The 25,555-nt window shown below is 70.2% G+C and carries 26 protein-coding genes and 3 pseudogenes; 18 read left to right on the top strand and 11 right to left on the bottom strand.

Features of this window, described 5'->3' with window-relative positions; translation table 11 throughout:
• Positions 1-115: 115 nt before the first annotated feature.
• Positions 116-1,081 carry a zinc-binding dehydrogenase gene (locus RV986_RS17430; protein ID WP_475918283.1) on the bottom strand — a complete coding sequence of 322 codons (966 nt, stop codon included), beginning with the start codon at positions 1,079-1,081 and terminating at the stop codon, positions 116-118.
• 350 nt (positions 1,082-1,431) lie between these two features.
• Positions 1,432-2,655, bottom strand: a complete 1,224-nt coding sequence (locus RV986_RS17435; protein WP_475918284.1) for an NAD(P)-dependent malic enzyme — start codon at positions 2,653-2,655, stop codon at positions 1,432-1,434.
• A 541-nt stretch (positions 2,656-3,196) separates the two neighbouring features.
• On the opposite strand from RV986_RS17435, the gene RV986_RS17440 reads away from it, so the two are divergent.
• The 3 genes from RV986_RS17440 to RV986_RS17450 all read left to right on the top strand — a co-directional run bounded on the left by RV986_RS17440 (position 3,197) and on the right by RV986_RS17450 (position 6,005).
• Positions 3,197-4,153, top strand: coding sequence for an ABC transporter substrate-binding protein (locus RV986_RS17440; protein ID WP_475918285.1), 957 nt, complete (start codon positions 3,197-3,199; stop codon positions 4,151-4,153).
• A gap of 38 nt (positions 4,154-4,191) precedes the next feature.
• Positions 4,192-5,130, top strand: a complete 939-nt coding sequence (locus RV986_RS17445) for an amino acid ABC transporter permease (protein WP_475918286.1) — start codon at positions 4,192-4,194, stop codon at positions 5,128-5,130.
• A gap of 122 nt (positions 5,131-5,252) precedes the next feature.
• The gene (locus tag RV986_RS17450) at positions 5,253-6,005 is read left to right on the top strand and encodes an amino acid ABC transporter ATP-binding protein (protein ID WP_475924311.1); all 753 of its coding nucleotides are present in this window, start codon (positions 5,253-5,255) and stop codon (positions 6,003-6,005) included.
• 217 nt (positions 6,006-6,222) lie between these two features.
• Here the strand turns inward: RV986_RS17450 and RV986_RS17455 are convergent, their stop codons facing one another.
• Positions 6,223-6,981, bottom strand: a complete 759-nt coding sequence (locus RV986_RS17455; RefSeq protein ID WP_475918287.1) for a class I SAM-dependent methyltransferase — start codon at positions 6,979-6,981, stop codon at positions 6,223-6,225.
• Positions 6,982-7,101: 120 nt separating this feature from the next.
• Here RV986_RS17455 and RV986_RS17460 point away from each other — a divergent pair, with 120 nt between their 5' ends.
• Positions 7,102-7,731, top strand: a complete 630-nt coding sequence (locus RV986_RS17460; protein WP_475918288.1) for a CGNR zinc finger domain-containing protein — start codon at positions 7,102-7,104, stop codon at positions 7,729-7,731.
• Here the strand turns inward: RV986_RS17460 and sodX are convergent.
• A complete protein-coding gene (gene sodX / locus RV986_RS17465; RefSeq protein ID WP_475918289.1) occupies positions 7,635-8,069 on the bottom strand; it encodes a nickel-type superoxide dismutase maturation protease in 435 nt (144 codons plus the stop codon). The two genes, RV986_RS17460 and sodX, sit on opposite strands and share 97 nt — an antisense overlap.
• A 144-nt stretch (positions 8,070-8,213) precedes the next feature.
• On the opposite strand from sodX, the gene sodN reads away from it, so the two are divergent.
• From sodN to RV986_RS17500, 7 genes and pseudogenes are all read left to right on the top strand, one after another.
• Positions 8,214-8,609 (top strand): superoxide dismutase, Ni, encoded by a 396-nt coding sequence (sodN, locus tag RV986_RS17470; RefSeq protein ID WP_023546844.1) that lies wholly within the window; start codon positions 8,214-8,216, stop codon positions 8,607-8,609.
• A gap of 180 nt (positions 8,610-8,789) precedes the next feature.
• Positions 8,790-9,846, top strand: a pseudogene (locus RV986_RS17475) (ATP-binding cassette domain-containing protein).
• Between the two features lie 429 nt (positions 9,847-10,275).
• Complete coding sequence (locus RV986_RS17480; RefSeq protein ID WP_475918290.1) at positions 10,276-10,701, top strand: helix-turn-helix transcriptional regulator; 426 nt, start codon at positions 10,276-10,278, stop codon at positions 10,699-10,701.
• Positions 10,702-10,711: 10 nt separating this feature from the next.
• Positions 10,712-11,128 carry a VOC family protein gene (locus tag RV986_RS17485; protein WP_475918291.1) on the top strand — a complete coding sequence of 139 codons (417 nt, stop codon included), beginning with the start codon at positions 10,712-10,714 and terminating at the stop codon, positions 11,126-11,128.
• A gap of 57 nt (positions 11,129-11,185) precedes the next feature.
• Positions 11,186-12,040 (top strand): ATP-grasp domain-containing protein, encoded by an 855-nt coding sequence (locus tag RV986_RS17490; protein WP_475918292.1) that lies wholly within the window; start codon positions 11,186-11,188, stop codon positions 12,038-12,040.
• A 20-nt stretch (positions 12,041-12,060) separates the two neighbouring features.
• Positions 12,061-12,342: pseudogene (locus tag RV986_RS17495) on the top strand (VOC family protein); the annotation flags it as partial.
• A gap of 540 nt (positions 12,343-12,882) precedes the next feature.
• Positions 12,883-13,359, top strand: a pseudogene (locus RV986_RS17500) (VOC family protein); the annotation flags it as partial.
• Here RV986_RS17500 and RV986_RS17505 read toward each other — a convergent pair.
• From RV986_RS17505 to RV986_RS17525, 5 genes are all read right to left on the bottom strand, one after another.
• Complete coding sequence (locus RV986_RS17505; protein ID WP_475918293.1) at positions 13,356-13,745, bottom strand: DUF952 domain-containing protein; 390 nt, start codon at positions 13,743-13,745, stop codon at positions 13,356-13,358. The pseudogene RV986_RS17500 and the gene RV986_RS17505 sit on opposite strands and share 4 nt — an antisense overlap.
• A gap of 31 nt (positions 13,746-13,776) precedes the next feature.
• A complete protein-coding gene (locus RV986_RS17510) occupies positions 13,777-14,100 on the bottom strand; it encodes a hypothetical protein (protein ID WP_475918294.1) in 324 nt (107 codons plus the stop codon).
• A 26-nt stretch (positions 14,101-14,126) separates the two neighbouring features.
• Positions 14,127-14,738: a GNAT family N-acetyltransferase gene (locus tag RV986_RS17515; RefSeq protein ID WP_475918295.1), complete on the bottom strand. Its 612-nt coding sequence runs from the start codon at positions 14,736-14,738 to the stop codon at positions 14,127-14,129.
• A gap of 225 nt (positions 14,739-14,963) precedes the next feature.
• Positions 14,964-16,016, bottom strand: a complete 1,053-nt coding sequence (locus tag RV986_RS17520) for a family 2 encapsulin nanocompartment cargo protein polyprenyl transferase (protein WP_475918296.1) — start codon at positions 16,014-16,016, stop codon at positions 14,964-14,966.
• A gap of 170 nt (positions 16,017-16,186) precedes the next feature.
• Positions 16,187-17,593 carry a family 2B encapsulin nanocompartment shell protein gene (locus tag RV986_RS17525; protein WP_475918297.1) on the bottom strand — a complete coding sequence of 469 codons (1,407 nt, stop codon included), beginning with the start codon at positions 17,591-17,593 and terminating at the stop codon, positions 16,187-16,189.
• Positions 17,594-17,859: 266 nt separating this feature from the next.
• Here RV986_RS17525 and RV986_RS17530 point away from each other — a divergent pair, with 266 nt between their 5' ends.
• The 3 genes from RV986_RS17530 to RV986_RS17540 all read left to right on the top strand — a co-directional run bounded on the left by RV986_RS17530 (position 17,860) and on the right by RV986_RS17540 (position 19,907).
• The gene (locus tag RV986_RS17530; RefSeq protein WP_475918298.1) at positions 17,860-18,093 is read left to right on the top strand and encodes a hypothetical protein; all 234 of its coding nucleotides are present in this window, start codon (positions 17,860-17,862) and stop codon (positions 18,091-18,093) included.
• A gap of 181 nt (positions 18,094-18,274) precedes the next feature.
• Positions 18,275-18,865 carry an N-acetylmuramoyl-L-alanine amidase gene (locus RV986_RS17535; protein ID WP_475918299.1) on the top strand — a complete coding sequence of 197 codons (591 nt, stop codon included), beginning with the start codon at positions 18,275-18,277 and terminating at the stop codon, positions 18,863-18,865.
• Positions 18,866-19,025: 160 nt separating this feature from the next.
• Positions 19,026-19,907 carry a 1-aminocyclopropane-1-carboxylate deaminase/D-cysteine desulfhydrase gene (locus RV986_RS17540; RefSeq protein WP_475924312.1) on the top strand — a complete coding sequence of 294 codons (882 nt, stop codon included), beginning with the start codon at positions 19,026-19,028 and terminating at the stop codon, positions 19,905-19,907.
• Between the two features lie 29 nt (positions 19,908-19,936).
• Here the strand turns inward: RV986_RS17540 and RV986_RS17545 are convergent, their stop codons facing one another.
• Entirely contained in the window at positions 19,937-21,532 is a 1,596-nt protein-coding gene (locus RV986_RS17545; protein ID WP_475918300.1) for a Na+/H+ antiporter, read from the bottom strand.
• A gap of 60 nt (positions 21,533-21,592) precedes the next feature.
• Here RV986_RS17545 and RV986_RS17550 point away from each other — a divergent pair, with 60 nt between their 5' ends.
• The 3 genes from RV986_RS17550 to RV986_RS17560 all read left to right on the top strand — a co-directional run bounded on the left by RV986_RS17550 (position 21,593) and on the right by RV986_RS17560 (position 23,743).
• Positions 21,593-21,853, top strand: a complete 261-nt coding sequence (locus RV986_RS17550) for a UBP-type zinc finger domain-containing protein (RefSeq protein WP_475918301.1) — start codon at positions 21,593-21,595, stop codon at positions 21,851-21,853.
• A 307-nt stretch (positions 21,854-22,160) separates the two neighbouring features.
• A complete protein-coding gene (locus RV986_RS17555; RefSeq protein ID WP_054228129.1) occupies positions 22,161-22,574 on the top strand; it encodes an ATP-binding protein in 414 nt (137 codons plus the stop codon).
• Positions 22,571-23,743: an RNA polymerase sigma factor SigF gene (locus tag RV986_RS17560; RefSeq protein WP_475918302.1), complete on the top strand. Its 1,173-nt coding sequence runs from the start codon at positions 22,571-22,573 to the stop codon at positions 23,741-23,743. The genes RV986_RS17555 and RV986_RS17560 overlap by 4 nt, the downstream gene beginning before the upstream one ends.
• Positions 23,744-23,745: 2 nt before the next feature.
• On the opposite strand, the gene RV986_RS17565 is transcribed toward RV986_RS17560, so the two are convergent.
• Positions 23,746-24,195 (bottom strand): hypothetical protein, encoded by a 450-nt coding sequence (locus tag RV986_RS17565; RefSeq protein ID WP_475918303.1) that lies wholly within the window; start codon positions 24,193-24,195, stop codon positions 23,746-23,748.
• 166 nt (positions 24,196-24,361) lie between these two features.
• On the opposite strand from RV986_RS17565, the gene RV986_RS17570 reads away from it, so the two are divergent.
• Positions 24,362-25,330: a diacylglycerol/lipid kinase family protein gene (locus RV986_RS17570; RefSeq protein WP_475918304.1), complete on the top strand. Its 969-nt coding sequence runs from the start codon at positions 24,362-24,364 to the stop codon at positions 25,328-25,330.
• The last annotated feature ends 225 nt before the right edge of the window (positions 25,331-25,555 follow it).

Consider the following 25,555-nt stretch of genomic DNA (forward strand, 5'->3'; position numbering starts at 1 on the left):
CTTACATTGACACCCCACCCACGTCAACCAAAGTTGACACTCTCGGCGGTGCGGACATACGAACGGCGGGCTCGAAGACCTCCGAGCCCGCCGCCGAAATTCCCTGCCCCGTGACTTACTCCACCGTAAGAACGATCTTCCCGAACTGATCGCCCGCCGCCAGCCGTTCGAACCCCTCCCGGGCCCGGTCGAGCGGAAGCGTCTCGTCGATGACCGGCCGCACTCCCGTGGCGGCGCAGAAGGACAACAGATCCTCCAGCTCGTCCTTGGTGCCCATCGTGGAACCGACGATCTTGAGTTCCAGGAAGAAGACGCGGGTCAGCTCGGCGTGCGAGGGACGGTCGCCGCTCGTCGCGCCCGAGATGACCAGAGTGCCCCCGGGCCGCAGCGACTTGATGCTGTGCGACCAGGTGGCCGCGCCCACGGTCTCGATCACCGCGTCCACCCGCTGCGGCAGCCGCGCGCCGGACTCCAGCGCCTCCACGGCCCCCAGTTCGACCGCCCGCTTCCGCTTCGCCTCGTCGCGGCTGGTGGCGAAGACCCGGAGACCCGCGGCCTTGCCGAGCGCGATCGCGGCGGTCGCCACGCCGCCGCCGGCGCCCTGGACGAGGACGGAGTCGCCGGGCCGGACCCCGGCGTTGGTGAAGAGCATGCGATACGCCGTCAGCCACGCCGTCGGCAGACAGGCGGCCTCTTCGAACGACAGTTCCTTGGGCTTCGGAATGACGTTCCATGTCGGGACGGAGACCTGCTCGGCGAATGTGCCCTGGTAGCGCTCCGTGAGGATGGAACGGGGCTCGTTCGGACCGACTCCGTGCCCCGTCTGTCCGATGACCGAGTGCAGCACCACCTCGTTGCCGTCCTCGTCGACACCGGCCGCGTCGCAGCCGAGGATCATCGGCAACTTGTCCTCGGCGAGGCCGACTCCGCGGAGGGACCAGAGGTCGTGGTGGTTCAGGGAGGCGGCCCTGACGTTCACGGTGGTCCAGCCCGGCCTCTGTTCGGGGGCAGGGCGTTCCCCCAACTCCAGGCCATTGAGCGGCTGGTCACGGTCGATTCGGGCGGCGTAGGCAGCGAACATGACCTTGACGATAGGCTCCGGTCCCGCCCGACGGAACCACGTCCCCCTGTGACACGCGTCCCCCGTGTCCAGCCGCGTCCAGCCGCGGGCAAGTGGAGGCTTGTCACACAGTCCCCCGCACCCCTGAAGCCGGGGCTCCGCCCCGAATCCCCCACCTACCCGAATCCGCCCGACTGCCGGCCGGTGGGGGCTGAGCGCGCAGTTCCCCGCGCCCCTGACGGGGCACAGGCCCACAATCCTTCAGCCCCTCCGGCGCTTGAGGACAAGGCCGAAGGCCGCACCCCGCCCCCCAGGCAAAAATCCGGGCCCCGCCGGACGACAACCCGGCGAGGCCCAAGAAACCGTACGGCTCAGCGGCGAGCGACCCCCTCCGCCCGAGCAGCCGCAGCCACCGCCGCGGTCACCGCGGGCGCCACCCGCTTGTCGAACGGCGACGGAATCACATAGTCCGCGGCAAGGTCGTCCCCGACCACCGCCGCCAACGCCTCGGCCGCCGCGATCTTCATCCCCTCCGTGATCCGAGAGGCCCGCACCTGCAGCGCCCCCGCGAAGATCCCGGGAAACGCCAGCACATTGTTGATCTGGTTCGGGAAGTCCGACCGCCCGGTGGCGACCACGGCCGCGTACTTGTGGGCGATCTCGGGGTGCACCTCGGGGTTCGGGTTGGCCATCGCGAAGACGAAGGCCCCCTCCGCCATCGAAGCCACCGCCGGCTCCGGCACCGTACCGCCGGAAACGCCGATGAAGACGTCCGCACCGGCGAGCGCCGACTCCAGCGACCCGGTCAGCCCCGCCTTGTTGGTGATCTCGGCGAGCTCCCGCTTGACGTCGGTCAGGTCCTCACGGTCCGTGGACACGATGCCCTTGCGGTCCGCGACCGCGACATCGCCGACCCCCGCCTCCAGCAGGAACTTGGCGATGGCGACCCCGGCCGCGCCCGCGCCCGAGATCACCGCCCGCAGATCACCCAGCGTCCGCCCGGTCAGCTTCGCCGCGTTCCGCAGCGCCGCCAGCGTCACGATCGCGGTCCCGTGCTGGTCGTCGTGGAAGACCGGGATGTGCAGCCGCTCCTGCAGCTTCCGCTCGATCTCGAAGCACCGCGGCGCCGAGATGTCCTCCAGATTGATGCCCCCGAACGAGGGAGCGAGCCGGACCACGGTCTCCACGATCTCGTCGACGCCCGTGCAGTCCAGCGCGATCGGCACGGCGTCCACCCCACCGAACTGCTTGAACAGAATCGCCTTCCCCTCCATGACCGGAAGGGAGGCCTCGGGACCGATGTCCCCGAGCCCCAGAACAGCCGTCCCGTCCGTCACCACCGCGACGACGTTCGACTTCCACGTGTAGTCGTAGACCAGCTCGGGCTGCTCGGCGATGGCGCTGCACACCTTCGCGACGCCGGGCGTGTACGCCAGGGACAGGTCGTCCTTGTCACGGACGGGCACGGTGGCCTGCACGGCCATCTTGCCGCCACGATGCAGCGCGAACGCAGGGTCGAAGGAATCGAGGGGCTCGGCCCCGCCCTCCTGATCCGTACTGCTGTCGCTGCGAGGATTGACGATCTCCGCTGCCACTTTTTTTACCCCTTAAGTCTTCATTGATTTGAGGGTGACCACTCCTGGTTGAGGGGTGGGCGGGCACCGCGTACGCCCTGCCGCCGTGGTTGCGTACGGGCGGATACGCGACGAGCGCGCCGCACACGCGCCCTGAGCCCCGGATGAGGGGTGTAAAGAACCTTCTTACCGGACCGACCATGTCGACGACGAGTCCACAACGCGAAGCTCACACTCCGGTGACATGACTCATACCTGGATATGTGGACAAGTCCAGGACATGACCTCAGGGCGCCGCAAGTGCGGAGTCGCGGCGGCCCGCATCGTGAGATGCGCCGAAGATCTTCCGGCCGGAACGATGGATTCCCGCACAAGGTCCGGCCCTGATGGAGTCGTCCTTGGCGGTTCGGGGGTCACCCGTTATCCGATTTTGACATAGCGGGTCACCTGAAGAGCTGAGTCCGAATGGCAAGATGCCGTCATCACACGAGGTCGCGACACCCAAAGGTGTGTGTTCTCGTCGACCCATCGGCAACTCCCTCATCCGCCGGAGGAACCCACCATGACCGCAAGCTCCACCCGTCGTACGACCGCCGCGCAGTCCCGGATAGCAGCGGTCGGCGCGATCGCGGTCGCCGGGGCCCTGGTCCTCACCGGCTGCGGCGACCAGACCAAGAAGGACTCGAACAGCTCCTCCGCGAGCAGCAGCTCCGCTCCGCTGGCCGACAAGCTGCCCGCGTCGATCCGCGACGCCGGTGTCATCAAGGTCGGCTCGGACATCGCGTACGCGCCCGTCGAGTTCAAGGACAGCTCCGGCAAGACGGTCGGTATCGACCCCGATCTCGCGGACGCCATGGGCAAGCAGCTCGGTGTGAAGTTCGAGTTCCAGAACGGCACCTTCGACACCCTGATCACGGGTCTGCGCTCCAAGCGCTACGACATCGCGATGTCCGCGATGACGGACACCAAGGACCGCCAGGACGGTATCGACTCCGACACCGGCAAGAAGGTCGGCGAGGGCGTCGACTTCGTCGACTACTTCACCGCTGGTGTCTCGAACTACACCCCCAAGGGCAAGACCCAGAACATCAAGACCTGGGCCGACCTCTGTGGCAAGAAGATCGCGGTGCAGCGCGGCACGGTCTCCGAGGACCTCGCCAAGTCCGAGTCGAAGAAGTGCACGGGCGGCAAGAAGATCGCCATCGAGGCCTACGACACCGACCAGCAGGCCCAGACCCGGGTGCGCGCCGGTGGCGCCGACGCCGGTTCCTCGGACTTCCCGGTGGCCGCGTACGCGGTGAAGACCTCGGGCGGCGGCAACGACTTCGAGCTCGTCGGCGAGCAGGTCGAGGCGGCGCCGTACGGCATCGCGGTCGCCAAGTCCAGCACCCAGCTCCGTGACGCCCTGAAGGCCGCGCTCGACGCGATCATCAAGAACGGCGAGTACGGCAAGGTCATCGCGAAGTGGGGTGTCGACGCCGGCACGGTCACGCAGGCCACGATCAACGGCGGCAAGTGACCGCGGACGCGTGCGGGCACTGAAAGGCAACAACACCCGTGACTGTTGACATCGACAAGACGGCAGGGCCGGAGGCAACTCCTCCGGCCGGGCCGCAGGCCATCAAGGCCATCCCCGTCCGGCACTACGGACGGTATCTCTCGGCCGTCATCGCGATCGCCGTGCTCGTGGCGATCATCTACGCGTTCGGCCAGGGCAAGATCAACTGGAATGCCGTACCGGACTACTTCTTCGACCACCGCATCATCAAGGGCGTCGGCCAGACGTTGCTGCTGACGGTGCTCTCGATGGTGATCGGTATCGGCGGCGGCATCCTGCTCGCGGTGATGCGTCTGTCGAAGAACCCCGTGACCTCGTCCATCGCGTGGTTCTACATCTGGTTCTTCCGCGGCACCCCGGTCCTCGTCCAGCTGTTCGTCTGGTTCAACCTGGGTCTGGTCTTCGAGTACATCAACCTCGGGCCGATCTACAAGGACTACTGGTCCAACTTCATGACGCCGTTCCTGACGGCGCTGCTGGGCCTGGGCCTGAACGAGGCCGCCTACATGGCGGAGATCTGCCGCGCCGGTCTGCTCTCGGTCGACGAGGGCCAGACCGAGGCCTCGCACGCCCTGGGCATGAGCCACGCCAAGACCCTGCGCCGGATCGTGATCCCGCAGGCGATGCGCGTGATCGTGCCCCCCACGGGCAACGAGGTCATCAACATGCTCAAGACGACCTCCCTGGTGTCGGCCGTGCAGTACTACGAACTTCTGCGCTATGCCCAGGACATCGGGCAGACCTCCGGCGCCCCGGTGGAGATGCTGTTCCTGGCCGCGGCCTGGTATCTGGTCATGACCTCGGTGCTGAGCGTGGGCCAGTACTACGTCGAGCGGTACTACGCCCGCGGTTCCAGCCGTCAGCTGCCGCCCACTCCGTGGCAGAAGATCAAGGCCAATCTGACGTCCCTGTCGAGCCGGAAGGGGGCGACGGCATGACCGAGAAGGACACCGCCGAGGACGCCGAGAACACCGCGGACAACACCGTCGAGGACAGCACCAAGGACTCCAGCGACAACACCACCACCAAGGACGGGGCCAAGGACGCCTCGGGTACGCCGATGGTGAAGTCCGAGGGCGTCCACAAGTCCTTCGGCGCGATCGAGGTCCTCAAGGGCATCGACCTGGAGGTCAGGTCCGGCGAGGTCTTCTGCCTCATCGGCCCCTCCGGCTCCGGCAAGTCGACGTTCCTCAGGTGCATCAACCACCTGGAGAAGATCAACGCCGGCCGCCTGTACGTCGACGGGGAGCTGGTCGGCTACCGCCAGAAGGGCGACAAGCTGTACGAGCTCAAGGACAGCGAGGTCGCGCTGAAGCGCCAGGACATCGGCATGGTCTTCCAGCGCTTCAACCTGTTCCCGCACATGACGGCGATAGAGAACGTCATGGAGGCACCGGTCCAGGTCAAGGGCGTCAGCAGGACCCAGGCCCGGGAACGCGCGGGCGGGCTCCTGGAGCGCGTCGGCCTGGCCGACAAGGCGGGCAGCTACCCCTCGCAGCTCTCCGGCGGCCAGCAGCAGCGGGTGGCCATCGCCCGCGCGCTGGCGATGGACCCGAAGCTGATGCTCTTCGACGAGCCGACCTCGGCGCTCGACCCGGAGCTGGTCGGTGACGTCCTCGACGTCATGCGCGACCTCGCCGAGTCCGGTATGACGATGATCGTCGTGACCCACGAGATGGGCTTCGCCCGCGAGGTGGGCGACTCGCTGGTCTTCATGGACGGCGGTGTGGTGGTCGAATCCGGTCACCCGCGTGACGTACTGACGAACCCGCAGCACGAGCGGACGCAGTCGTTCCTGTCGAAGGTGCTCTGAGCCTCCGGCGAGCGGCACAGGGAAGGGGCGGTACGGGATGCCCGTACCGCCCCTCCGCGCACCCGGGACGACTACGACAACACTCGACCGGAAGACGGCGCACGCCCTCCTGCGCGAAGAGGGCCCGGAACGTCCCCGTTCGGCAGCTTCTCGGACGTACACACCACACCGCCGGATCGAACGCCCGCGCACGGCTTCGGCCAGGCTCGCCGGGGTCCTACTTCACCGCGAGTACCAGCGCGTCGGACGGCGAACGCCACACCGCCCGGGCCTCCCCGAAGCCCTTCTCGCGCAGCACGCGCGCGTGCCAGTCGACGGACGGGGTCTCGCCGTCGGCGTGCTCGCCGTAGATCTCGAAGCGGCGGGCGGTCGGGGCGGCGAGGAGGGGATCCCGTGCGGCCAGCTCCCACCAGTCGGCCCAGTCGAGCACACCGTCCGCCCTGGCCTGATCCATCCGGGCGTGCCGCTGGGCGCGCTCGGCCGCGTTGATCCGGGGCGTGGACCCGTCGATCATGTGGTCGGCGTTCATGAAGACACCGCCGTCACGGACGAGCCCCGCGACCTGGCCGTAGAGGGCGGCGAGGGGTTCGAGGTGCAGCCAGTGGAGGGCGGTGGCGGTCAGTACGGCGTCGTACGCGTCGTACGGCAGCCGGGTGGTCCACCGCGGGTCCTTGAGGTCGGCGGTGACGAAGGAGACCCGGTCGTCCCCCGCGAAGGTGCCCTCGGCGATGGTGAGCAGCGCCGGGTCGAGGTCGACGCCGGTGCTGGTGGCCTTCGGGAAGCGGGCCAGCAGCCTGGCCGTGATGGTGCCGGTGCCGCAGGCGAGGTCGAGGACGCGTGGCTCGGGCCCGACCAGGGCCTCGACCATGTCGAGCATCACCCGGAAGCGCTCCTCGCGGTCCGGCATGTACCACTCCTGCTGCCGGTCCCAGCTCTCCTGCCACGCGTGCCAGTCGGTTTCGGTGCTGACGGTCATGAAAGCCCCTTCGTCGCTCGTCCTTGCTCGTCTTCACGTGCCCGCGTAATACCCTGGAAGGGCAATCGGCCGTTACCTGACCGCACGCACGACGATAGAGCGCCTCCGTAAGGACTACAAGTGGAACTGGCCTATTACTCGGATTACGCGGTACGCCTCGTCAACACCGAGGAGCCGACCCGGGGCAAGGACTCGCTCACCTCGGTCGAGGCGGTCCGGGACCTCTTCGGCGGGAACTCCTCGGCGGCCCGCCGCGCCGCGGACGCGGACGTGACCCGCTTCCGCTCGGTACGCGGTCGCCTGCGCGCGGTCTTCGAGGCGGCGGACACCGGCGACGAGACCCTGGCGGTCGACCTGCTGAACTCGCTGCTCCTGGAGTTCCCGGTGAGCCCACAGATCTCCGGCCACGACTTCCGGGACGACAACGGGCGCCCGCTGTGGCACATGCACCTCGCGGACCACCCGTCGAACGCGACGGCGGGCTACGCCGCGATCGCCGCGATGGGCCTGGCGTTCCACCTGACGGAGTACGGCGTGGACCGCCTCGGCCTCTGCGAGGCGAGCCCGTGCCGCAACGCCTACCTGGACACGTCGACGAACCGCTCCCGACGCTACTGCTCGGACCGCTGCGCGACCCGCGCCAACGTGGCCGCCTACCGGGCCCGCAAGCGCCTGGAGGCGGACCGGTCGGAGAGCACGGGCCTGGCGGCACCGAGCGCCCACCGGACGAGCGCCAGCGGCGACCGCTGACCCGCCGGGTGGGGCCGGTACCGCAACCGCACCTTCCCGAGGACGAGTTCCTCGGGCACGGTGCCGTAATCGGTGCTGTCCCCACCGGCGTAGGCGTTGTCGCCGAGCACCCACCAGCCCCCCTCCCGACGCTCCGCCACCCGCTTCACGACGAGCAGATCCTGCTGGAACGGATGACGTAGCACGACCACGTCGCCGGGCCTGACCCTGGCCCCGTACTGCACGACCAGCCGATCCCCGTGCTGGAGCGTGGGCACCATCGAGGGTCCCGTCACCTCGGCCGCCCCGAACGGCAGCACGGCCCTCCCACGCTCGGTCTCCTGCGACAGCTCCGGCATCACCGGCACCTCCCCGGTCCATCCTCCACCAGTCCCAGTCTCACCCCGGACTTTTGTCCTAAGCCCATGGGGGCACTCGAGAAAAGACGTCTCCCACGGAGTAATGTCCCACCTGAGAAGACGATCACGAGGAAGGACAGCTCAATGCTCTCCCGCCTGTTTGCCCCCAAGGTCAAGGTCAGCGCACACTGCGACCTGCCCTGCGGTGTGTACGACCCGGCCCAGGCCCGCATCGAGGCGGAGTCGGTGAAGGCCGTCCAGGAAAAGATGGCCGGCAACGACGATCCGCACTTCCAGGCCCGCGCCACCGTCATCAAGGAGCAGCGCGCCGAGCTCGCCAAGCACCACGTCTCGGTGCTCTGGAGCGACTACTTCAAGCCCCCGCACTTCGAGAAGTACCCGGAGCTGCACCAGCTGGTCAACGACGCCCTGAAGGCCCTCTCGGCCGCCAAGGCGTCCACCGACCCGGCCACGGGCCAGAAGGCGCTGGACTACATCGCCCAGATCGACAAGATCTTCTGGGAGACCAAGAAGGCCTGATCCAGGGTCCGTTACCGGTTCGCCATGACCGGCGAGCGGTGCACCCTCGCAGGTCAGCGAGCTTTCGCAGGGGCTCGGCCGGATGTCCGGCCGGGCCCCTGCTGCGTCCGGTGGTTCCCCGGGCCCCTCGTGAAACCGCGGTGAAGCCGCCGCAGAACCGCCCGCCCGCACGCTCCTTCCATGACGAGCACACCAGCGAACCAGTGCGCGATCAGGGCGACAGGACTGCGCAAGGCATACGGCGATCATGTCGTCCTCGACGGGATCGATCTGGCCGTCGCCGAAGGAACCGTCCACTCGTTGCTCGGGCCGAACGGCGCCGGCAAGACCACCGTCGTACAGATCCTGTCGACGCTGATCGATGCTGATCGGAGCTGATCGGCGCTGATCGGCGCTGATCGGCGGCGACGGCGGCGGCGGCGGCGAAGTGCGGGTCGGCGGGCACGATCCCCTGCGTGATCCGGACGCGGTGCGCGCCGGCATCGGGGTCACCGGGCAGTTCGCGGCGGTGGACGCCATGCTCACCGGCGAGGGAAACCTGCTGCTGATGGCGGATCTGCACCACCTGGGGCGCCGGGAGGGCAGGCGCCGCGCCGCCGAGCTGCTCGGACGCTTCGAGCTGACCGGCGCGGCGAAGAAGCTGCCCGCCGCCTGCTCCGGCGGTATGCGGCGGCGCCTGGACATCGCGATGACACTGGTCGGCGACCCCCGCACCCTCTTCCTCGACGAGCCGACCACCGGTCTCGATCCGCGCGGCCGGCATGCGACGTGGCGGATCGTGCGGGAGCTGGTCGCGGGCGGCGTCACCGTATTACTGACCACTCAATACCTTGAGGAAGCCGATCAGTTGGCGGATCGGATCGGTGTGCTGAACGGCGGGCGGATCGTCGCCGACGGCAGTCCCGAGGAACTCAAGCGGCTCGTGCCCGGCGGGCATGTGCGGCTCCGGTTCGCCGACCCGGTCGGCTACGAACGGACGGCGGGCTCCCTGCGCGAGATGTCCCGCGACGACACCGCACTCACCCTCCATGTGCCGAGCGACGGCAGCAGTCGCGAACTGCGCTCGCTGCTCGACCGGCTGGACGCCGAGTCGATCGAGGCGGAGAGCCTGACCGTCCATACCCCCGACCTCGACGACGTCTTCTCCGCCCTGACGAGCCCCACCGGCTCCACCGACACCCCCACCTCCCCCGACACCGCCGACTCCCCCGGCTCCCTCAAGGAGACCGTCCGTTGAGCTCCCTCGCCTACGCCATGAGCGACTCGGTGGGCGGGGACGGCGGCGAGCGGGAGGGCGGAGCTGTCGACCTGGTCCTCGCCGAGTGTGAGCCGGTAGCCGGTGGCGGTGCCGGCGATGAGCTCGGGGCCGAGCCGGGAACGGGCGCGTGCGACGAGTACCTGGAGCGCCTTCGGCGGATTCTCCGGCCTTTCCTCCGGCCGCTCGTCCGGCCACAGCCCGTCGATGAGGCGCGCGGCACTGCGGCCGGTGCGCAGGTCGTCCGCGAGCAGCGCGAGCAGGCCGCGCAGGCGGGGGCCGGTGATCTCCCGGTCGCGGTAGGTCACCCGCGAGAGGAAGGTCAGCTCCGTGGTCATCCGAGTAGGTCAGCCAGCGGGGTGCGAGGAGGTACACGGCCCGGCTGTCGGTGGCCCGTGCCATCCTGATGAGGTGACCTTGGAGGATCTGGTCCGGTTGCGCCAGGCGCGCGATCGCATGGACCGTGAGTACGCACAGCCGCTGGACGTCGCCGCGCTCGCGCGCACCGCCCTGATGTCACCCGGCCACTTCCAGCGCAGCTTCCGGGCGGCGTACGGGCAGACGCCGTACGGCTATCTGATGACCCGACGCATAGAGCGGGCCAAGACACTGCTGCGCCGTGGCGATCTGACAGTCACGGAGGTCTGCCTCGCCGTGGGCTGCACCTCGCTCGGTTCCTTCAGCTCCCGCTTCACGGAGCTGGTCGGCGAGACCCCGAGCGCGTACCGGGCCCGCCCGCACGACCACGGCGCCGCGATCCCGCCGTGCGTGGCCCGGCGTCTGACCCGCCCGGCCCGTCACCGCAACCCGGAAGCGGAACCGGGCTCGCGCCTCTAGGTTGAAACCCATGGACCTGAAACTCTCCCAGTGCTTCATCGCCGTGGACGATCACGACAAGGCGCTCGCGTTCTACCGGGACGTCCTGGGCCTGGAGGTCCGGGGCGACGTCGCTTTCGAGGGGATGCGGTGGGTCACGGTCGGCTCCCCGCTCCAGCCCGACGTCCAGATCGTCCTGGAGCCCCCCGCCGCGGACCCGGACACCTCCCCCGCCGACAAACAGGCCATGGCGGAGCTCCTCGCCAAGGGTGTGCTGCGCGGCGTCATCTTCTCCACCACCGACTGCGACGCCCTCTACGAACGCGTCCGTGCCTCCGGCGCCGATGTCCTCCAGGAACCGATGGACCAGCCGTACGGCGTCCGTGACTGCGCCTTCCGCGACCCGGCGGGCAATCTCCTCCGCTTCAGCGAACGCCCCCGCGCCTGACCCGGGCCACCGCCGCATCGGCCCCACCCGCCTCTTCACCCCCGCGAGGAATCACCCATGCCGTCCGCACGCCCCCGCGTCCTCTACGTCAGTGACCTGGCCTATCCGGCCGCGGGGCGGCGGTACTGCGACGAGGACATCTTCCTCACCTCCCGGCTGCGGGAGAAGTTCGACATCGCCGTGTGCCATCCCTTGGACGCGGCCGCGCTGATGGACGGCTTCGACGCCGTGGTCGTACGCAACAGCGGACCGGTGCTGCACTATCCGGCGGAGTACGAGGCGTTCCGCGCACGGGCGCTCGCGGGGGGCGTACGCGTGTACAACGAGCTGTCGGGCAAGGGCGACATGGCGGGGAAGCAGTATCTGCCGGACCTCACCGCGGCGGGGTTCCCGGTCATCCCCACCATCGACCGCGCGGACGATCTGGACCGGCTGCCGGACGTCGACACGTATGTCGTGAAACCGAAGCTGGGGGCGGACTCCCTGGGTCTGGAGTTCGTGCCGCGCGACCGGCTGGCGGAACTGTCGTACGACGGCCTCCTCGTCCAGCCGCGCATCGACTTCCGCTACGAGGTGTCCTTCTACTTCGTCGACCGCGCCTTCCAGTACGCCCTGTACGCGCCCCGCCCGGACGAGCGCTGGGCCCTGGAGCCGTACGAACCGACCGAGCGGGACCGGGAGTTCGCGCAGCGGTTCGTCGACTGGAACGACATCGCGTACGGCATCCAGCGCGTCGACGCCTGCCGGGCCCCCGACGGCGAGCTGCTCCTCGTAGAACTGGAGGACCTCAATCCGTATCTGTCCCTGCACGTCCTCTCCCCCGGCGCGCGCGACGCCTTCGTCGCGCGCGTCGAAACGTCGTTGCGCGGATTGATCGGGCAGGAGACGGTACGAGCCGTACGCGGCGTCTGACAGGGAGCGGGAAACGAGCCATGGCTGAGACCATCCGGTGGACCTACGCCTTCGTGGACCGGCCCATGAAGGACTTCGGCCCGGCCCGCGCCTTCTGGACCGCCGTCACGGGGACAGGGCTGTCCGCCCCGCGCGGCGAACAGGACGAGTTCGTCACCCTGGTGCCCGACGGAGCCGACCCCTGCTGCAAGGCGCAGGGGGTGCTCGCGGGCGACGGCGGCGCGCATCTCGACCTCGCCGTCGAGGACGTACGGGCACTGGCGGAGTCGGCCCGGCGGCTCGGCGCCGAGGTCGTCGCCGCCGACGGGGACCCGGGGGACCCGGAGGGCTCGGGGGACCCGGAGGGCTCGGAGGACCCGGAGGGCTCGGAGGACCCGGAGGGCTCGGAGGACCCGGAGGGCTCGGAGGACCCGGAGGGCTCGGAGGACCCGGAGGGCTCGGAGGACCCGGAGGGCTCGGAGGACCCGGAGGGCTCGGAGGACCCGGAGGGCTCGGAGGACCCGGAGGGCTCGGAGGACCCGGAGGGCTCGGAGGACCCGGAGGGCTCGGAGGACCCGGAGGGCTCGGAGGACCCGGAGGGCTCGGAGGACCCGGAGGGCTCGGAGGACCCGGAGGGCTCGGAGGACCCGGAGGGCTCGGAGGACCCGGAGGGCTCGGAGGACCCGGAGGGCTCGGAGGACCCGGAGGGCTCGGAGGACCCGGAGGGCTCGGAGGACCCGGAGGGCTCGGAGGACCCGGAGGGCTCGGAGGACCCGGAGGGCTCGGAGGACCCGGAGGGCTCGGAGGACCCGGAGGGCTCGGAGGACCCGGAGGGCTCGGAGGACCCGGAGGGCTCGGAGGACTTGGTCGTACTGCGCTCCCCCGGCGGTCAGCTGTTCTGTGCGGTCCGGTGGCACGGCGAGTCGGCGCGGCCACCGGTGGTGCGGGGGCCCGGCGGCGCCACCAGTCGCCTGGACCAGCTGTGCATCGGCGTGGCCCCGGCACGGTACGAGGCCGAGGTCGCCTTCTGGAGCGCCCTCACCGGATGGACGTCCCACCCCGGCGCGCTCCCGGAGTTCCACCTGGTCGCTCCTCCCGCCGCGCTGCCGCTGCGCATCCTCCTGCAGCGTCTGGAGACCGCCGACCCGACCTCCGCCCACCTCGACTTCGCCTGTTCGGACATCGAGGCGGTCCGCGCCCACCACGAAGACCTCGGCGCCACACTCCTGGGCCCCGGGGCACGCTGGGCGGTCATGCGGGACCCGGCCGGCGGCACGTACTGCCTGACGGGTCGCGACCCGGAAACAGGCAGCCTCCCGGGCCCGGCCGTCAGGGCCTAGCTCCCGCCCTCCCGGTCACCCGAGGGCCCGCCCGCCTCCCAGATCTCCACGTCCACCACGGCCGCCACCGGAATCGGCCCGTAGATGTGCGGGAACTCCTCGCCCCCGGGCTTCATCGCCTCGTACCGCACCGGAACGTCCAGCAGCTCCGGGTCGATGACCAGGAGCACCAACTCGTCGGGGCCGTCGTAGGCGCCGTACAGGAAGGACGCGACCCCCGGCACCTGGTGCCGCAGCGAGCAGTGAATGAAGCCCTCCTCCTGGAGGGTGCGGCCCCGGGTGGACATCTCGTACGTGCCCGACGTGCGCGCCGCGTCCCACAGGGAGCGTTCGGTGAGGTGCAACAGGGGTGCCACGGGTGTCAGGGGCGCCAAGGGTTCGGTCATGCCGCCACGCTAAGGCCTCGGCCGCGCCGCCTCAGGGTTCTTCCGTGACGGGCTTTCCGGACTCCACGGGCTCTACTGGCTCCACGGGCTCTCCTGGCGGTTCCCGGGACACCTGGCCGCCTCCTGGCCCGGACCTGGTCCCGGTCCGCGCGCCGGTCCTGGCCCCGGTCCTGGCCCCGGTCCTGGTCCGTGCGCGGGTCCGCGCCCCGGGCTCCTCGGCGTACGCCTCGCACTCGGGGTTCCAGCAGGGTCCGGGGCCCCAGACGGGCACGAACGCGCCCAGGGTCTTGTGGCGCCGCACGACCGTGGTGACCGGTTGCCGGCAGGCGGGGCAGACATGCTCATCGGTGCCCATGTATTCAGGGTATTGCGGAAGAGGGCTCAGCGCTTCCCGCCGGCCGTCCGCGGTTCGCGCCACATCGGCCACATCCGGGGGCCGTCCGGCAGGTCGAGGGGGTCGCCGACGAGGTCGAACCCGAGACGTTCGTACAGCTTGCGGCTGCCGGCGTTGCTCGCCTCCAGATAGGCCGGCAGTCCCTCGCGGTCGCAGCGGTCGAGAGCCGACCGGACGAGCGCGGTTCCCAGACCCTCGCCCTGCCGTCGCGGCGCCACGCCGATCATCCACAGATACGCGTGGGCGCGGCCCTCGGGGTGGACCCCGGCCGTCAGCCGGCCGATCAGCTCGACCCGTTCGTTGTCCGGGTCGACGGCCTCGCGCAGCCGTACGGCGTCGTCGGCATCGTCGCCGTGGTCGGCGTCGGCGGGCACGGACAGCCACAGCGCGCACGCCGTGCCGTCCTCCGTGACGTCGATGCGGCCCTCGGCTAGCACGACATCGGTGAAGATCCCCATCAGCAGGGGGTGCCTGCTGCGGCGGTGCGCCGCCTCGGGAAAGACCCAGCCGCTCACGGGATCGTCCTGGAACGCCTCGTCGAGCAGCCGGGTGACCAGCTCGCGGTCGCCCTCGCCCGCCGTCCGGATCGCCTTGCCCATGTCCCGCCCCTTCGCCTCAACTGCCCGTGATCGTACGGCCGTTGCGGCGCGGGCCCACTCGCGGGGTGCACCGGGGAGGCGCGGGGGCGCAGAACGAGGAGGGGCGGGCCCCGCGCACCGTGGGGATGCGCGGGACCCGCTCCGGCCGGAGCCCGGTGCCGTACGGAGGTCAGGTGCCGTACGGCCGCGAGGGCCCCGGGGTCTTCCACCGCCCTTGCGGACGGTTCAGTTGCTGCGCCGCGTCACGAACTCCGCGAGCGCGAGGAGGCCGCCGGCCGCCTCCGGGTCGGGGATCGCCCGGGACAGCTCGTGCATCGCCCGGGACATCCGGTCGGCCGCCTGGAGCTGTGCCCAGTCGCGGCCGCCCGCCCGCTCGACGGCCAGGACCGTGCGCTCCAGTTCCCCTTCCTCTTCGTCGTACGGGGCTCCGTACAGTGCGGCGAGTTCCGTCGCCGCCGGGGTGCCGGAGGCGAGCGCGGCGACCACGGGCAGGGACTTCTTGCGGGCGATGAGGTCCGCCCCGGCCGGCTTGCCGGTGTGTCTCGGGTCCCCCCAGATCCCGATCACGTCGTCGATCAGCTGGAAGGCGAGCCCGGCCTCCCGGCCGAACGCGTCCAGCGCCTCGACGTCCTCCTCGTCCGCCCCCGCGTACAGCCCGCCGAGCGCGCAGGCGCAGCCCAGCAGCGCGCCCGTCTTGGCCTCGGCCATGGCGAGCACCTCGTCGAGGGTGACCTCGGCGGGGCCGCGCCTCTCCATGGACGTGTCCGCGTGCTGTCCCTCGCACAGTTCGACGACGCAGGACGCGAGCCGGGCGGCGGCTGCCTGGGACGCCGGGTGCGGGTCCTCGGCGAGCAGCCGCTGGGCCAGCGCCTGCAGGGCGTCCCCGGCGAGGATCGCGTCGGCGTCGCCGAACACGGTCCACGCGGTGGGGCGGTGTCTGCGGGTGGTGTCCCGGTCCATGACGTCGTCGTGCAGCAGCGTGAAGTTGTGGATCAACTCCACGGCGGCCGCCGCCCGTAAGGCCGAGGCGTGCTTCCCGCCGAGCGCTCCGGCGGCGGTGAGCACCAGGGCCGGGCGGATCGCCTTGCCCGCGTTGCCCGCAGCCGGGGTGCCGTCCGCCTGCTCCCAGCCGAAGTGGTAGAGCGCGATCCGGCGCATGGAGCCCGGCAGCGAGTCGACGGCCCTGCGCAGCTCGGGGTCGACGGACGCCCGGGCGCGCTCCAGGATGCCCGCCGCCTCCTGCCCGTCGAGCGGACCCGGCGGGATCTGTCCTTCCATGGGCCTCCCGTTCGTGGGACCACCCTCCGGGCGACCGCCCTCCTCGTGACCGGCCTCCGTGGGCAGCCTCCCGAGGGGGCCGGGCCTGTCGAGGGCCTCGGCCGGACTCTGCCGCGCCCCCGGTGTTCCCGCCCGGTCGGGCGGGAACACGACGGCCGGCGTCGGGAAGGTCACCGCCAGCGGCCGATCTCGACGTTCTCCAGGATGCCGAGGGCGTCGGGCACGAGGACCGCGGCCGAGTAGTACGCCGTCACCAGGTAGGAGATGATCGCCTGCTCGTTGATGCCCATGAAGCGCACCGACAGGCTCGGCTCGATCTCGTCCGGGATACCCGCCTGCTGCAGGCCGATGACACCCTGCTCGGCCTCGCCGGTACGCAGGGCGATGATCGAGGTCGTACGGGTGTCGCTGACCGGGATCTTGTTGCACGGGAACAACGGCACACCGCGCCAGGTCGGGACGCGGTTGCCCGCGATCTCGATGCTCTCGGGGACCAGTCCGCGCTTGTTGCACTCGCGGCCGAACGCGGAGATCGCGCGCGGGTGGGCGAGGAACAGCTTGGTGCCACGCCGACGGCTGAGCAGCTCGTCCAGGTCGTCGGGGCTGGGCACGCCGTCGTGCGGCTGCAGCCGCTGGTCGTACTCGCAGTTGTTGAGCAGTCCGAACTCCCGGTTGTTGATGAGCTCGTGCTCCTGGCGCTCCTTCAACGCCTCGACGGTGAGACGCAGCTGCTGCTCCGTCTGGTTCATCGGCTGGTTGTAGAGATCGGCCACGCGCGTGTGCAGGCGCAGCACGGTCTGGGCGATGCTCAGTTCGTACTCGCGCGGCGCGGCCTCGTAGTCCACGAAGGTGCCGGGGATGTCCTGTTCCCCGGTGTGGCCGGCCGAGAGGTCGATCTCCTTCTCGCCGTACTTGTTGGTGCGCTGCTCCGGAATCGCGCGCAGCTCCGCGAGGTGGTCGCGCAGGGACTCGGCGCGCTCCGCGACCTGTTCGAGGTCCTGGCGGGGCAGCGTGAGCACGGTGACCGTGGTGACGGCACGGGCCGTGTACTCCCAGATGGCGTCCGGGTCGATGAGCGCCTGCTCCCCGAAGTACGCGCCGTCGGCGAGGGTGCCCAGGACCGCGTCGTCGCCGTAGGGGCCCGTACCGACCTTCTCGACCCTGCCGTGCGCGAGCAGGAACACCTCGTCGGCCGGACTGCCGAACGAGGCGAGCACCTCCCCCGGTGCGAACTCCCGCTGCTGGCACCGCTGAGCGAGTTCGCCGAGCACCTCCTGATCCTCGTACGAGCGGAGCACGGACAGCTCGCCGAGCTCCGCGGGAATGACCTGCACACGGTCACCGGTCTTCACGAACGTCACGCGGCCGTCGCCCACGGAGTAGCTGAGCCGCCGGTTCACGCGGTACGTGCCACCCTGCACGTTCACCCACGGCAGCATGCGCAGCAGCCACCGTGAGCTGATCTCCTGCATCTGAGGTGCGGACTTGGTGGTGGTGGCCAGGTTCCGCGCGGCCGATGTGCCGAGACTCTGCTGCGGCTTGCCCTGCTCCGCACGGACCTCTTCGCCTACCGACATGAAAATTGCCCTCCCGGTCATGCGCTGATCTGCGCCGACCACCCTTCCATCACGGAGTGTGCCGGTGCTATTACACGAATGAGGGGGAATGGATCACAGGGGATTGGGCAGAGGGTCCCCTTTTGTCGATCGGTCGAACAGTGCGACGCCGTCGTGTTCGAAGACTCGGGGGCGCGCCCTTCGAACAGTGCGGAGCCGTTGCGGTCGGGAACTCCTTGATCCGGCCAACCGTTTGACGCGGTGACGGACGACGACAGGAGACGGCAATGGCAGGCTTCCTGGACCGCGCCAAGGAACAGGCGCAGCGAGGGCTCACCCAGGGCAAGCAGAAGCTCGACGAGGTGCAGGCCCAGCGCGCGGGCGGCGACCTCCTGAAGAGACTGGGCGCCGCGTACTACGCGGAGCGGCGCGGCAGCGGCTCCCCCGAGGCGACCCAACAGGCCCTCCAGGCCCTGGAAAGCCACATCGCGACGAACGGGGACGCGTTCCTGCACTCCTGACAGACCCCGCGAACGCGCACCGAACGCGCCCTGAACGCGCTGGTCGAACGCGCCCGCGCCCCTGACCGGATCGACTCGCACGCCGTACGAACGGCTGAGCCGGAGCTTCCAGTTCCGGGTAGAAGCCGCGATACGAGACGGCCGCGACCGGTGGCCGGCGTGCAGTGCGAAGGAGGCGGCCATGGCCCCACCCATGTCCGCGGGCAGATTCCTGGACCAACTCAGGGAGGAAGGCGTCACCGTCGTCGAGGTCGACGACTGGGAGCATCACAACCGCAATCACAAGGGCCCGTGGGGGCCGGTGTACGGGGTGATGATCCACCACACGGTGACCTCGGGCAGCGAGCGCACCGTCGGGATCTGCCGCGAGGGCCGCTCGGACCTGCCCGGGCCGCTGTGCCACGGCGTCATCACCAAGGACGGCGTCCTCCACCTCGTGGGCTACGGCCGGGCCAACCACGCGGGCCTGGGCGACGACGACGTACTGCGCGCCGTGATCGCGGAGAAGGCGCTCCCGCCGGACAACGAGGCGAACACCGACGGCAACCGCCACTTCTACGGCTTCGAGTGCGAGAACCTCGGCGACGGCAAGGACCCCTGGCCGGAGGTCCAGCTGGAGGCGATCGAGAAGGTCGCGGCCGCGGTCTGCCGCCATCACGGCTGGTCGGAGCGCTCGGTCATCGGCCACCTGGAATGGCAGCCGGGCAAGATCGACCCGCGCGGCTTCACGATGGCCTCGCTGAGAGAACGCGTCCGCGACCGCCTCAAATGACGGTGGGGCGCGGGGCGGCTGCCCGCATACCGGACAGCTGTCCGACAATGGTGGGGTGCCCAGCCCCGCGACCCCGGACGACCCGGACACCCCGAGCACCAGAAACACCCCGAGCACCCCGAGCACCGCTGACGTCCCCGAAGCGCTCGACCCGACCCGTCTGCGGCCACGGCTGCCCTCGCCGCTGTGCCAGGTGACGGACGAGCGTTTCGCGCGCCACGGCGTGCGGCTGCTGCTCAAGCGGGACGATCTGATCCACCCGGAGCTGATCGGCAACAAGTGGCGCAAGCTGGCGCCGAACCTCCGCGCGGCGGCGGGCCGCACGGTTCTCACCTTCGGCGGCGCCTACTCCAACCATCTGCGCGCCACCGCCGCGGCGGGCCGCCTCCTCGGGCTGACGACCGTGGGGGTGGTCCGCGGCCAGGAGCTGGCCGACCGCCCCCTCAACCCCTCGCTGGCCCGGTGCGCGGCCGACGGCATGCGACTCCACTTCGTCGACAGATCGATGTACCGCCGCAAGACCGAGCCGGGGACCCTGGCCGCCCTGCTGCGCGCGGCGGACGCCGAGGACGCGTACGTCGTCCCCGAGGGCGGCAGCAACTCCCTCGCCGTACGCGGCTGCCGGGAGCTCGGCGCGGAGCTGCGCGGGCACGGCGGTGTCGACGTGGCCGCCCTGGCCTGCGGCACCGGCGGCACCCTCGCGGGCCTGGCCGCCGGGCTCGCCCCCGGCCAGCGGGCCCTGGGCGTCCCCGTCCTCAGGGGCGGCTTCCTGAGCGCCGACATAGGCGCCCTCCAGGAGTCCGCCTTCGGCGGCCGCCGCGGCGCCTGGTCGCTCGACGACCGCTTCCACTTCGGCGGATACGCCCGCACCACGCCCGACCTCGACGCCTTCGCCGAGGACTTCGAGCAGCGCCACGGCCTGCCCGTCGAACGTCTCTATGTCGCCAAACTGCTGTACGGACTTGTCGCGCTGGCGCAGGAGGGCGCCTTCGCGCGGGGGACGACGGTGGCGGCGGTGATCACCGGGGCACCGTTCGGCTGAGGGCACGGCCGACCGGCGCGAAGGCGCCCTCACGCCGCCTCCCGGTAGGCCGCCGCCTCCTCCAGGTCCAGCCTGCGCAGCAGCGTGCGCAGCATCTCGTCGTCGATGTGCCGGTGGTCGCGGAGCCTCACGAAGACCTCGCGCTCGGCGCTGATCATTTCGCGGGACAGCCGGCGATAGGTGTCGTCGGCGGTCTCCCCGGTCACCGGGTTGACGGCGCCGAGCCGCTCCCAGACCGCGTTGCGACGGCGTTCCAGGACCGAGCGGAGCCGGTCGGCGAGGGGCGGGGGCAGGGCGTTGCTCTCGTCGGCGAGAAGCTCGTCGAGGCGCCGCTCGGCGGCCCGGGACGCCTGTGCCTGCGCGTTCGCCTCGGCGAGCGTCTCGGCCTGGACGTCGCGTCCCCGCAGCTTCAGGAGGCGGATGAGCGGGGGCAGGGTGAGTCCCTGTACGACCAGGGTCCCGATGACGGTCGTGAAGGTGAGGAAGAGGATGAGGTTGCGATCGGGGAAGGGGGCACCGTCGTGCAGGGTGAGCGGGATGGAGAAGGCGATGGCGAGCGAGACCACCCCGCGCATTCCGGCCCAGCCGATGACGAACGGTCCCTTCCAGGTCAGGTTCCCCTCGCGCTCCCGGATGCGCGCCGACAGGATCCGGGGCAGGAAGCTGGCGGGATAGATCCAGACGAACCGGGCGGCGACGACGACCAGGAAGACGGCCACCGCGTACCAGACGACGGTGGCGCCCTCGTAGTGGCCGAGGCCCTTGAGGACGACCGGCAGCTGCAGTCCGATCAGGGCGAACACCGCCGACTCCAGGACGAACGCGACCATCTTCCAGACCGCCTCCTCCTGGAGCCGGGTCGCGAAGTCCACCTCCCAGGCGCGGTGCCCGAGGTAGAGCGCGACGACGACCACCGCCAGCACCCCGGAGGCGTGCACCTGCTCGGCGACCCCGTACGCGACGAAGGGGATCAGCAAGGAGAGCGCGTTCTGGAGAAGCGCCTCCTTCAGATGGGTGCGCAGCCAGTGGATCGGCATCATCAGGACGAGGCCGACGACCACACCGCCGACCGCCGCGAGCAGGAACTCGCGGATGCCGCCCGCCCAGGTCGCGCCCTCGCCGACCGCGGCGGCCAGGGCCACCTTGTAGGCGGTGATGGCGGTCGCGTCGTTCACCAGGGACTCGCCCTGCAGGATCGTGGTGATCTGCGAGGGCAGTCCCACCCGGCGCGCCACCGCCGTGGCCGCGACGGCGTCCGGCGGCGCCACCACCGCGCCGAGCACCAGTGCCGCGGGCAGCGGCAGGCTCGGCACGATCAGATAGGCGGCCCAGCCGACGACGAGCGTCGCGAAGAGCACGTACCCGACCGACAGCAGCGCGATGGGCCGCAGATGCGCCCGCAGATCGAGATACGAGCTGTCGGTGGCCGCCGTGTACAGCAGCGGGGGCAGCACCAGCGGGAGCACGATCTCCGGGTCGAGTGCGTAACCGGGCACTCCGGGGACGTACGAGATGATCAGACCCACCGCGACGAGCAGCAGCGGTGCCGGTACCGGAGTGCGACGGGCGAACCCGGCGACCGCGGCGCTCCCCGCGACCAGCAACAGCAGTGGCAAAACGTGCATCGTCTTCCGCCCGCCTCGTTTTCGCGCGACATGCCGCGCGCCCGACGTAATCTGGCAATCATGAAACAGTGCACGCACTCCGACGAGCTGCAGCACCCCGAACCCGAGCCCCTGAGCGAGACCTGCCTGGAGTGTCTGGCCTCCGGTACGCACCCGGTGCAGCTGCGGCTGTGTCTGAGCTGCGGACACCTCGGCTGCTGCGACTCCTCGCCGCTGCGACACGCGACGGAACATTTCAAGGAGACCGGACATCCCGTGATGCGTACCTTCGAACCCGGTGAGAGCTGGCGCTGGTGTTTCGTCGACCACGTCCTCGCATGACGCCTCGACGGCATACTGGTACAGCTCGCGGATCGCACCGGCGCGTGACCCGCGACCCGGACGGTTCGACCGTCTGACGCCTGGGTACGTCAACCCGGCGCGCGCTCTTCCTATTTGGGCCCGCAGACCCCTAGCCACTGTCCGTACTCATAGGCTTACTATGAGTGACAGCAGGGGGCGGGGTCCCCAGGACAGGAAACTTGGGAGCGCGGTAGCGTCACCGCTGAACCACCTAGCGCGTTACCCCGGGGGGCGACCCTCGGCCCCGAAAGAGCTCGAAAGAGCTTGTACCACCTTGGAGGTGAGGGTGTCCCAGATCGCAGGCGAGCCCGCGACGAAGGACTTCGTGGAAGTCCGGCTGCCGGCCGCGGGTGCCTACCTGTCGGTGCTGCGTACGGCCACGGCCGGCCTCGCAGCCCGTTTGGACTTCACCCTCGACGAGATCGAGGACCTGCGCATCGCGGTGGACGAGGCCTGCGCGATCCTGCTGCAGCAGGCCGTCCCCGGCTCGGTGCTCAGCTGTGTCTTCCGGCTCATCGACGACTCGCTCGAGGTGACGGTCTCCGCCCCGACCACGGACGGTCACGCTCCGTCACGAGACACCTTCGCCTGGACCGTCCTCTCGGCGCTCGCGGGCAAGGTCGACTCCACCGTCGCCGAGGACAAGACCGTTTCGATCAGCCTCTACAAACAGCGCGGCGCGGGACCCGGGCCGGCGTGAGGAACGGGGACGGGCCGGTGCGGGACGAAGAGCGCGGCACACGGGAGCTTTCCGCCGAATGCGCCGACGGCCTCGACGGGCCGCGGCGTGTGGCGGAAGGTGTCGACGGCATCCCCGAGCAGGCCCGGCCGCACCCGGAGGACGGCGCAGCGTCCGGGCACGGGGGTCCCCCCGGTTCGAGCGAGGTCGCGAACCTGGGGGAGGCCCCGGCCGACGAGGACGGACAGGAGAAGCTCTCCGGCCAGGACGACGGGCAACGGGATCCGGAGGCTGCCGCGCGGAGCACGTCCTCGGAAGGGCGGCGGCTGGTGACGGGCGGGACTATGAGCGAGCACGAGCGACACGACAAGCCAGGGGCGCAGAGCGTGCAGGGCACGCAGCACGGGCCGAGCGCCCAGCACATCCAGCACGACCCGCAGGACCGCAGCGGAGCGCGGGCGATGTTCATCGAGCTGCGCAAGCTGCAGGACGGCAGCGCGGAGTACGCGGAGCTGCGCAACCAGCTGGTCCGTATGCACCTTCCGCTCGTCGAGCACCTCGCGCGCCGCTTCCGCAATCGCGGCGAGCCGCTGGACGACCTCACCCAGGTCGCCACCATCGGCCTGATCAAGTCGGTCGACCGCTTCGACCCGGAGCGTGGCGTCGAGTTCTCGACGTACGCGACTCCGACGGTCGTAGGCGAGATCAAGCGGCACTTCCGCGACAAGGGCTGGGCGGTACGGGTGCCGCGGCGCCTGCAGGAGCTTCGCCTGGCCCTGACCACGGCGACGGCCGAGCTCTCGCAACAGCACGGCCGGTCGCCCACGGTCCACGAGCTGGCCGAGAAGCTGGCCATCTCGGAGGAGGAGGTCCTGGAGGGCCTGGAGTCCGCCAACGCGTACTCCACGCTGTCTCTGGACGTTCCCGACACGGACGACGAGTCGCCGGCCGTCGCGGACACCCTGGGTGCGGAGGACGAGGCGCTGGAGGGCGTCGAGTACCGCGAGTCCCTCAAGCCGCTCCTTGAGGACCTCCCGCCCCGCGAGAAGCGGATTCTGCTCCTTCGCTTCTTCGGCAACATGACGCAGTCCCAGATCGCTCAGGAAGTCGGCATCTCCCAGATGCATGTCTCCCGACTGCTGGCCCGCACCCTCGCACAGCTGCGCGAAAAGCTGCTGGTGGAGGAGTAGTCCTACTTGGGTTCCTGTGCGCCGCCGGGGCCTCGGATGCCGAGCGCCTGTGTGGTCGCGGGATTCACGAGCAGGACCAGTGCCACGATCGCGACCACCGCGAGGGCGATCCCCCCGGGGATGGCGACGCTGTCCGCCCGCAGCAGGTTGTAGGCGACGGGCAGGGCCATGATCTGGGTGACGACCGCGGGGCCCCGGCTCCAGCCGCGTCGCAGCAGCAGGCCACGGGCGGCCAGCAGGGGCAGCAGCGCGAGCACGATCAGCGTCACGCCCCCGGTGACGGCCTGCTGCCGGTCGTCCGGGTCACCCGTGATACCCAGTACGAGCATCCAGACACCCCCCACGGCGAGCGCGAGCCCCTCCAGCGCGGCCAGCGCCGCCGCGGCGGTCAGCCGCCCGGGGCGGGGCTCCGTGGTGGGGGCGTCGGGGGCGGGGGTCTGCTCAGCGCTCACTCCTGAAGGGTAGCCCGCACCCACGAACACACCGGCGGCCCCCGGCCCTCCCCGGCCGATCCCGGCCGCCCCCGCGCCGCACCGTGTCGAGACTCACGCCCCGATCTCTTACCGGATCCCCAACTCGGTCTGGGACCAGTACCCCACGGTAGGTACGCTGCATCGCATGCGTGCACTTCTCGTGGTCAATCCGGCAGCAACCACCACAAGTGCGCGTACACGCGACGTCTTGATCCACGCGCTGGCGAGCGAGATGAAGCTCGAAGTGGTCACCACCGAGTACCGCGGGCACGCCAGGGACCTCGGCCGGCAGGCCGCGGAGAGCGACGACATAGAACTGGTGGTCGCACTCGGCGGCGACGGCACCGTCAACGAGGTCGTGAACGGCCTGCTGCACAACGGCCCCGACCTGGAGCGACTGCCCCGCCTCGCGGTGGTCCCCGGCGGCTCCACCAATGTCTTCGCCCGCGCCCTGGGCCTGCCGAACGACGCGGTGGAGGCCACCGGCGCCCTGCTGGACGCACTCAGAGAGGACCGCGAACGCGCGATCGGCCTCGGCCTCGCCGCGGGCACCCCGGGAACCGAGGACGAAGCCGTCCCCTCCCGATGGTTCACGTTCTGCGCGGGACTCGGCTTCGACGCGGGGGTGATCGGCCGGGTCGAACAGCAGCGCGAGCGCGGCAAGCGCTCCACGCATGCGCTGTATTTGCGCCAAGCCGCACGTCAGTTTTTGGACGAACCTCACCGCAAACACGGAATGATCACCCTGGAGCGGCCCGGCCAGGACCCGGTCACCGATCTCGTCCTGTCCATAATCTGCAATACCGCACCCTGGACGTTTCTCGGCAATCGTCCGGTGTACGCGTCGCCTAAGGCTTCGTTCGATACCGGGCTCGACATACTCGCCCTCAGCCGCATGTCGACGACCTCGGCTGCCCGGTATGCCACCCAGTTGCTCACTTCGTCCCCCGAGCGCGGCCCCCATGGCAAGCACGCCCTGTCCCTGCATGACCTGACCGACTTCACCTTGCATTCGAAGGTGCCACTCCCCCTCCAGATGGACGGCGACCACCTCGGACTGCGTACCAGCGTGACGTTCACAGGCGTACGCCGTGCACTGCGTGTGATTGTGTGAGCGGAAGGGGCCAAAGTCCTTTCACTCGAACGTTTAGGCCAGGGTCCACCCCATGGAAGTACGGCTGTGACCTAGTCGACACCGAGGAATCAAAAAAAACTTTCCGGAAGGGGTTGTATCCGCCGCTGAGGTTTGCGAGTCTCTACCTGGCGATCGGGACGGCCCGCAACATCGGCCCCACAGAGAGCCAGAACCCCTCCTCACATCACAGGACCACGTCAGGGA

It is taken from the genome of Streptomyces sp. RLA012, from assembly GCF_056270325.1.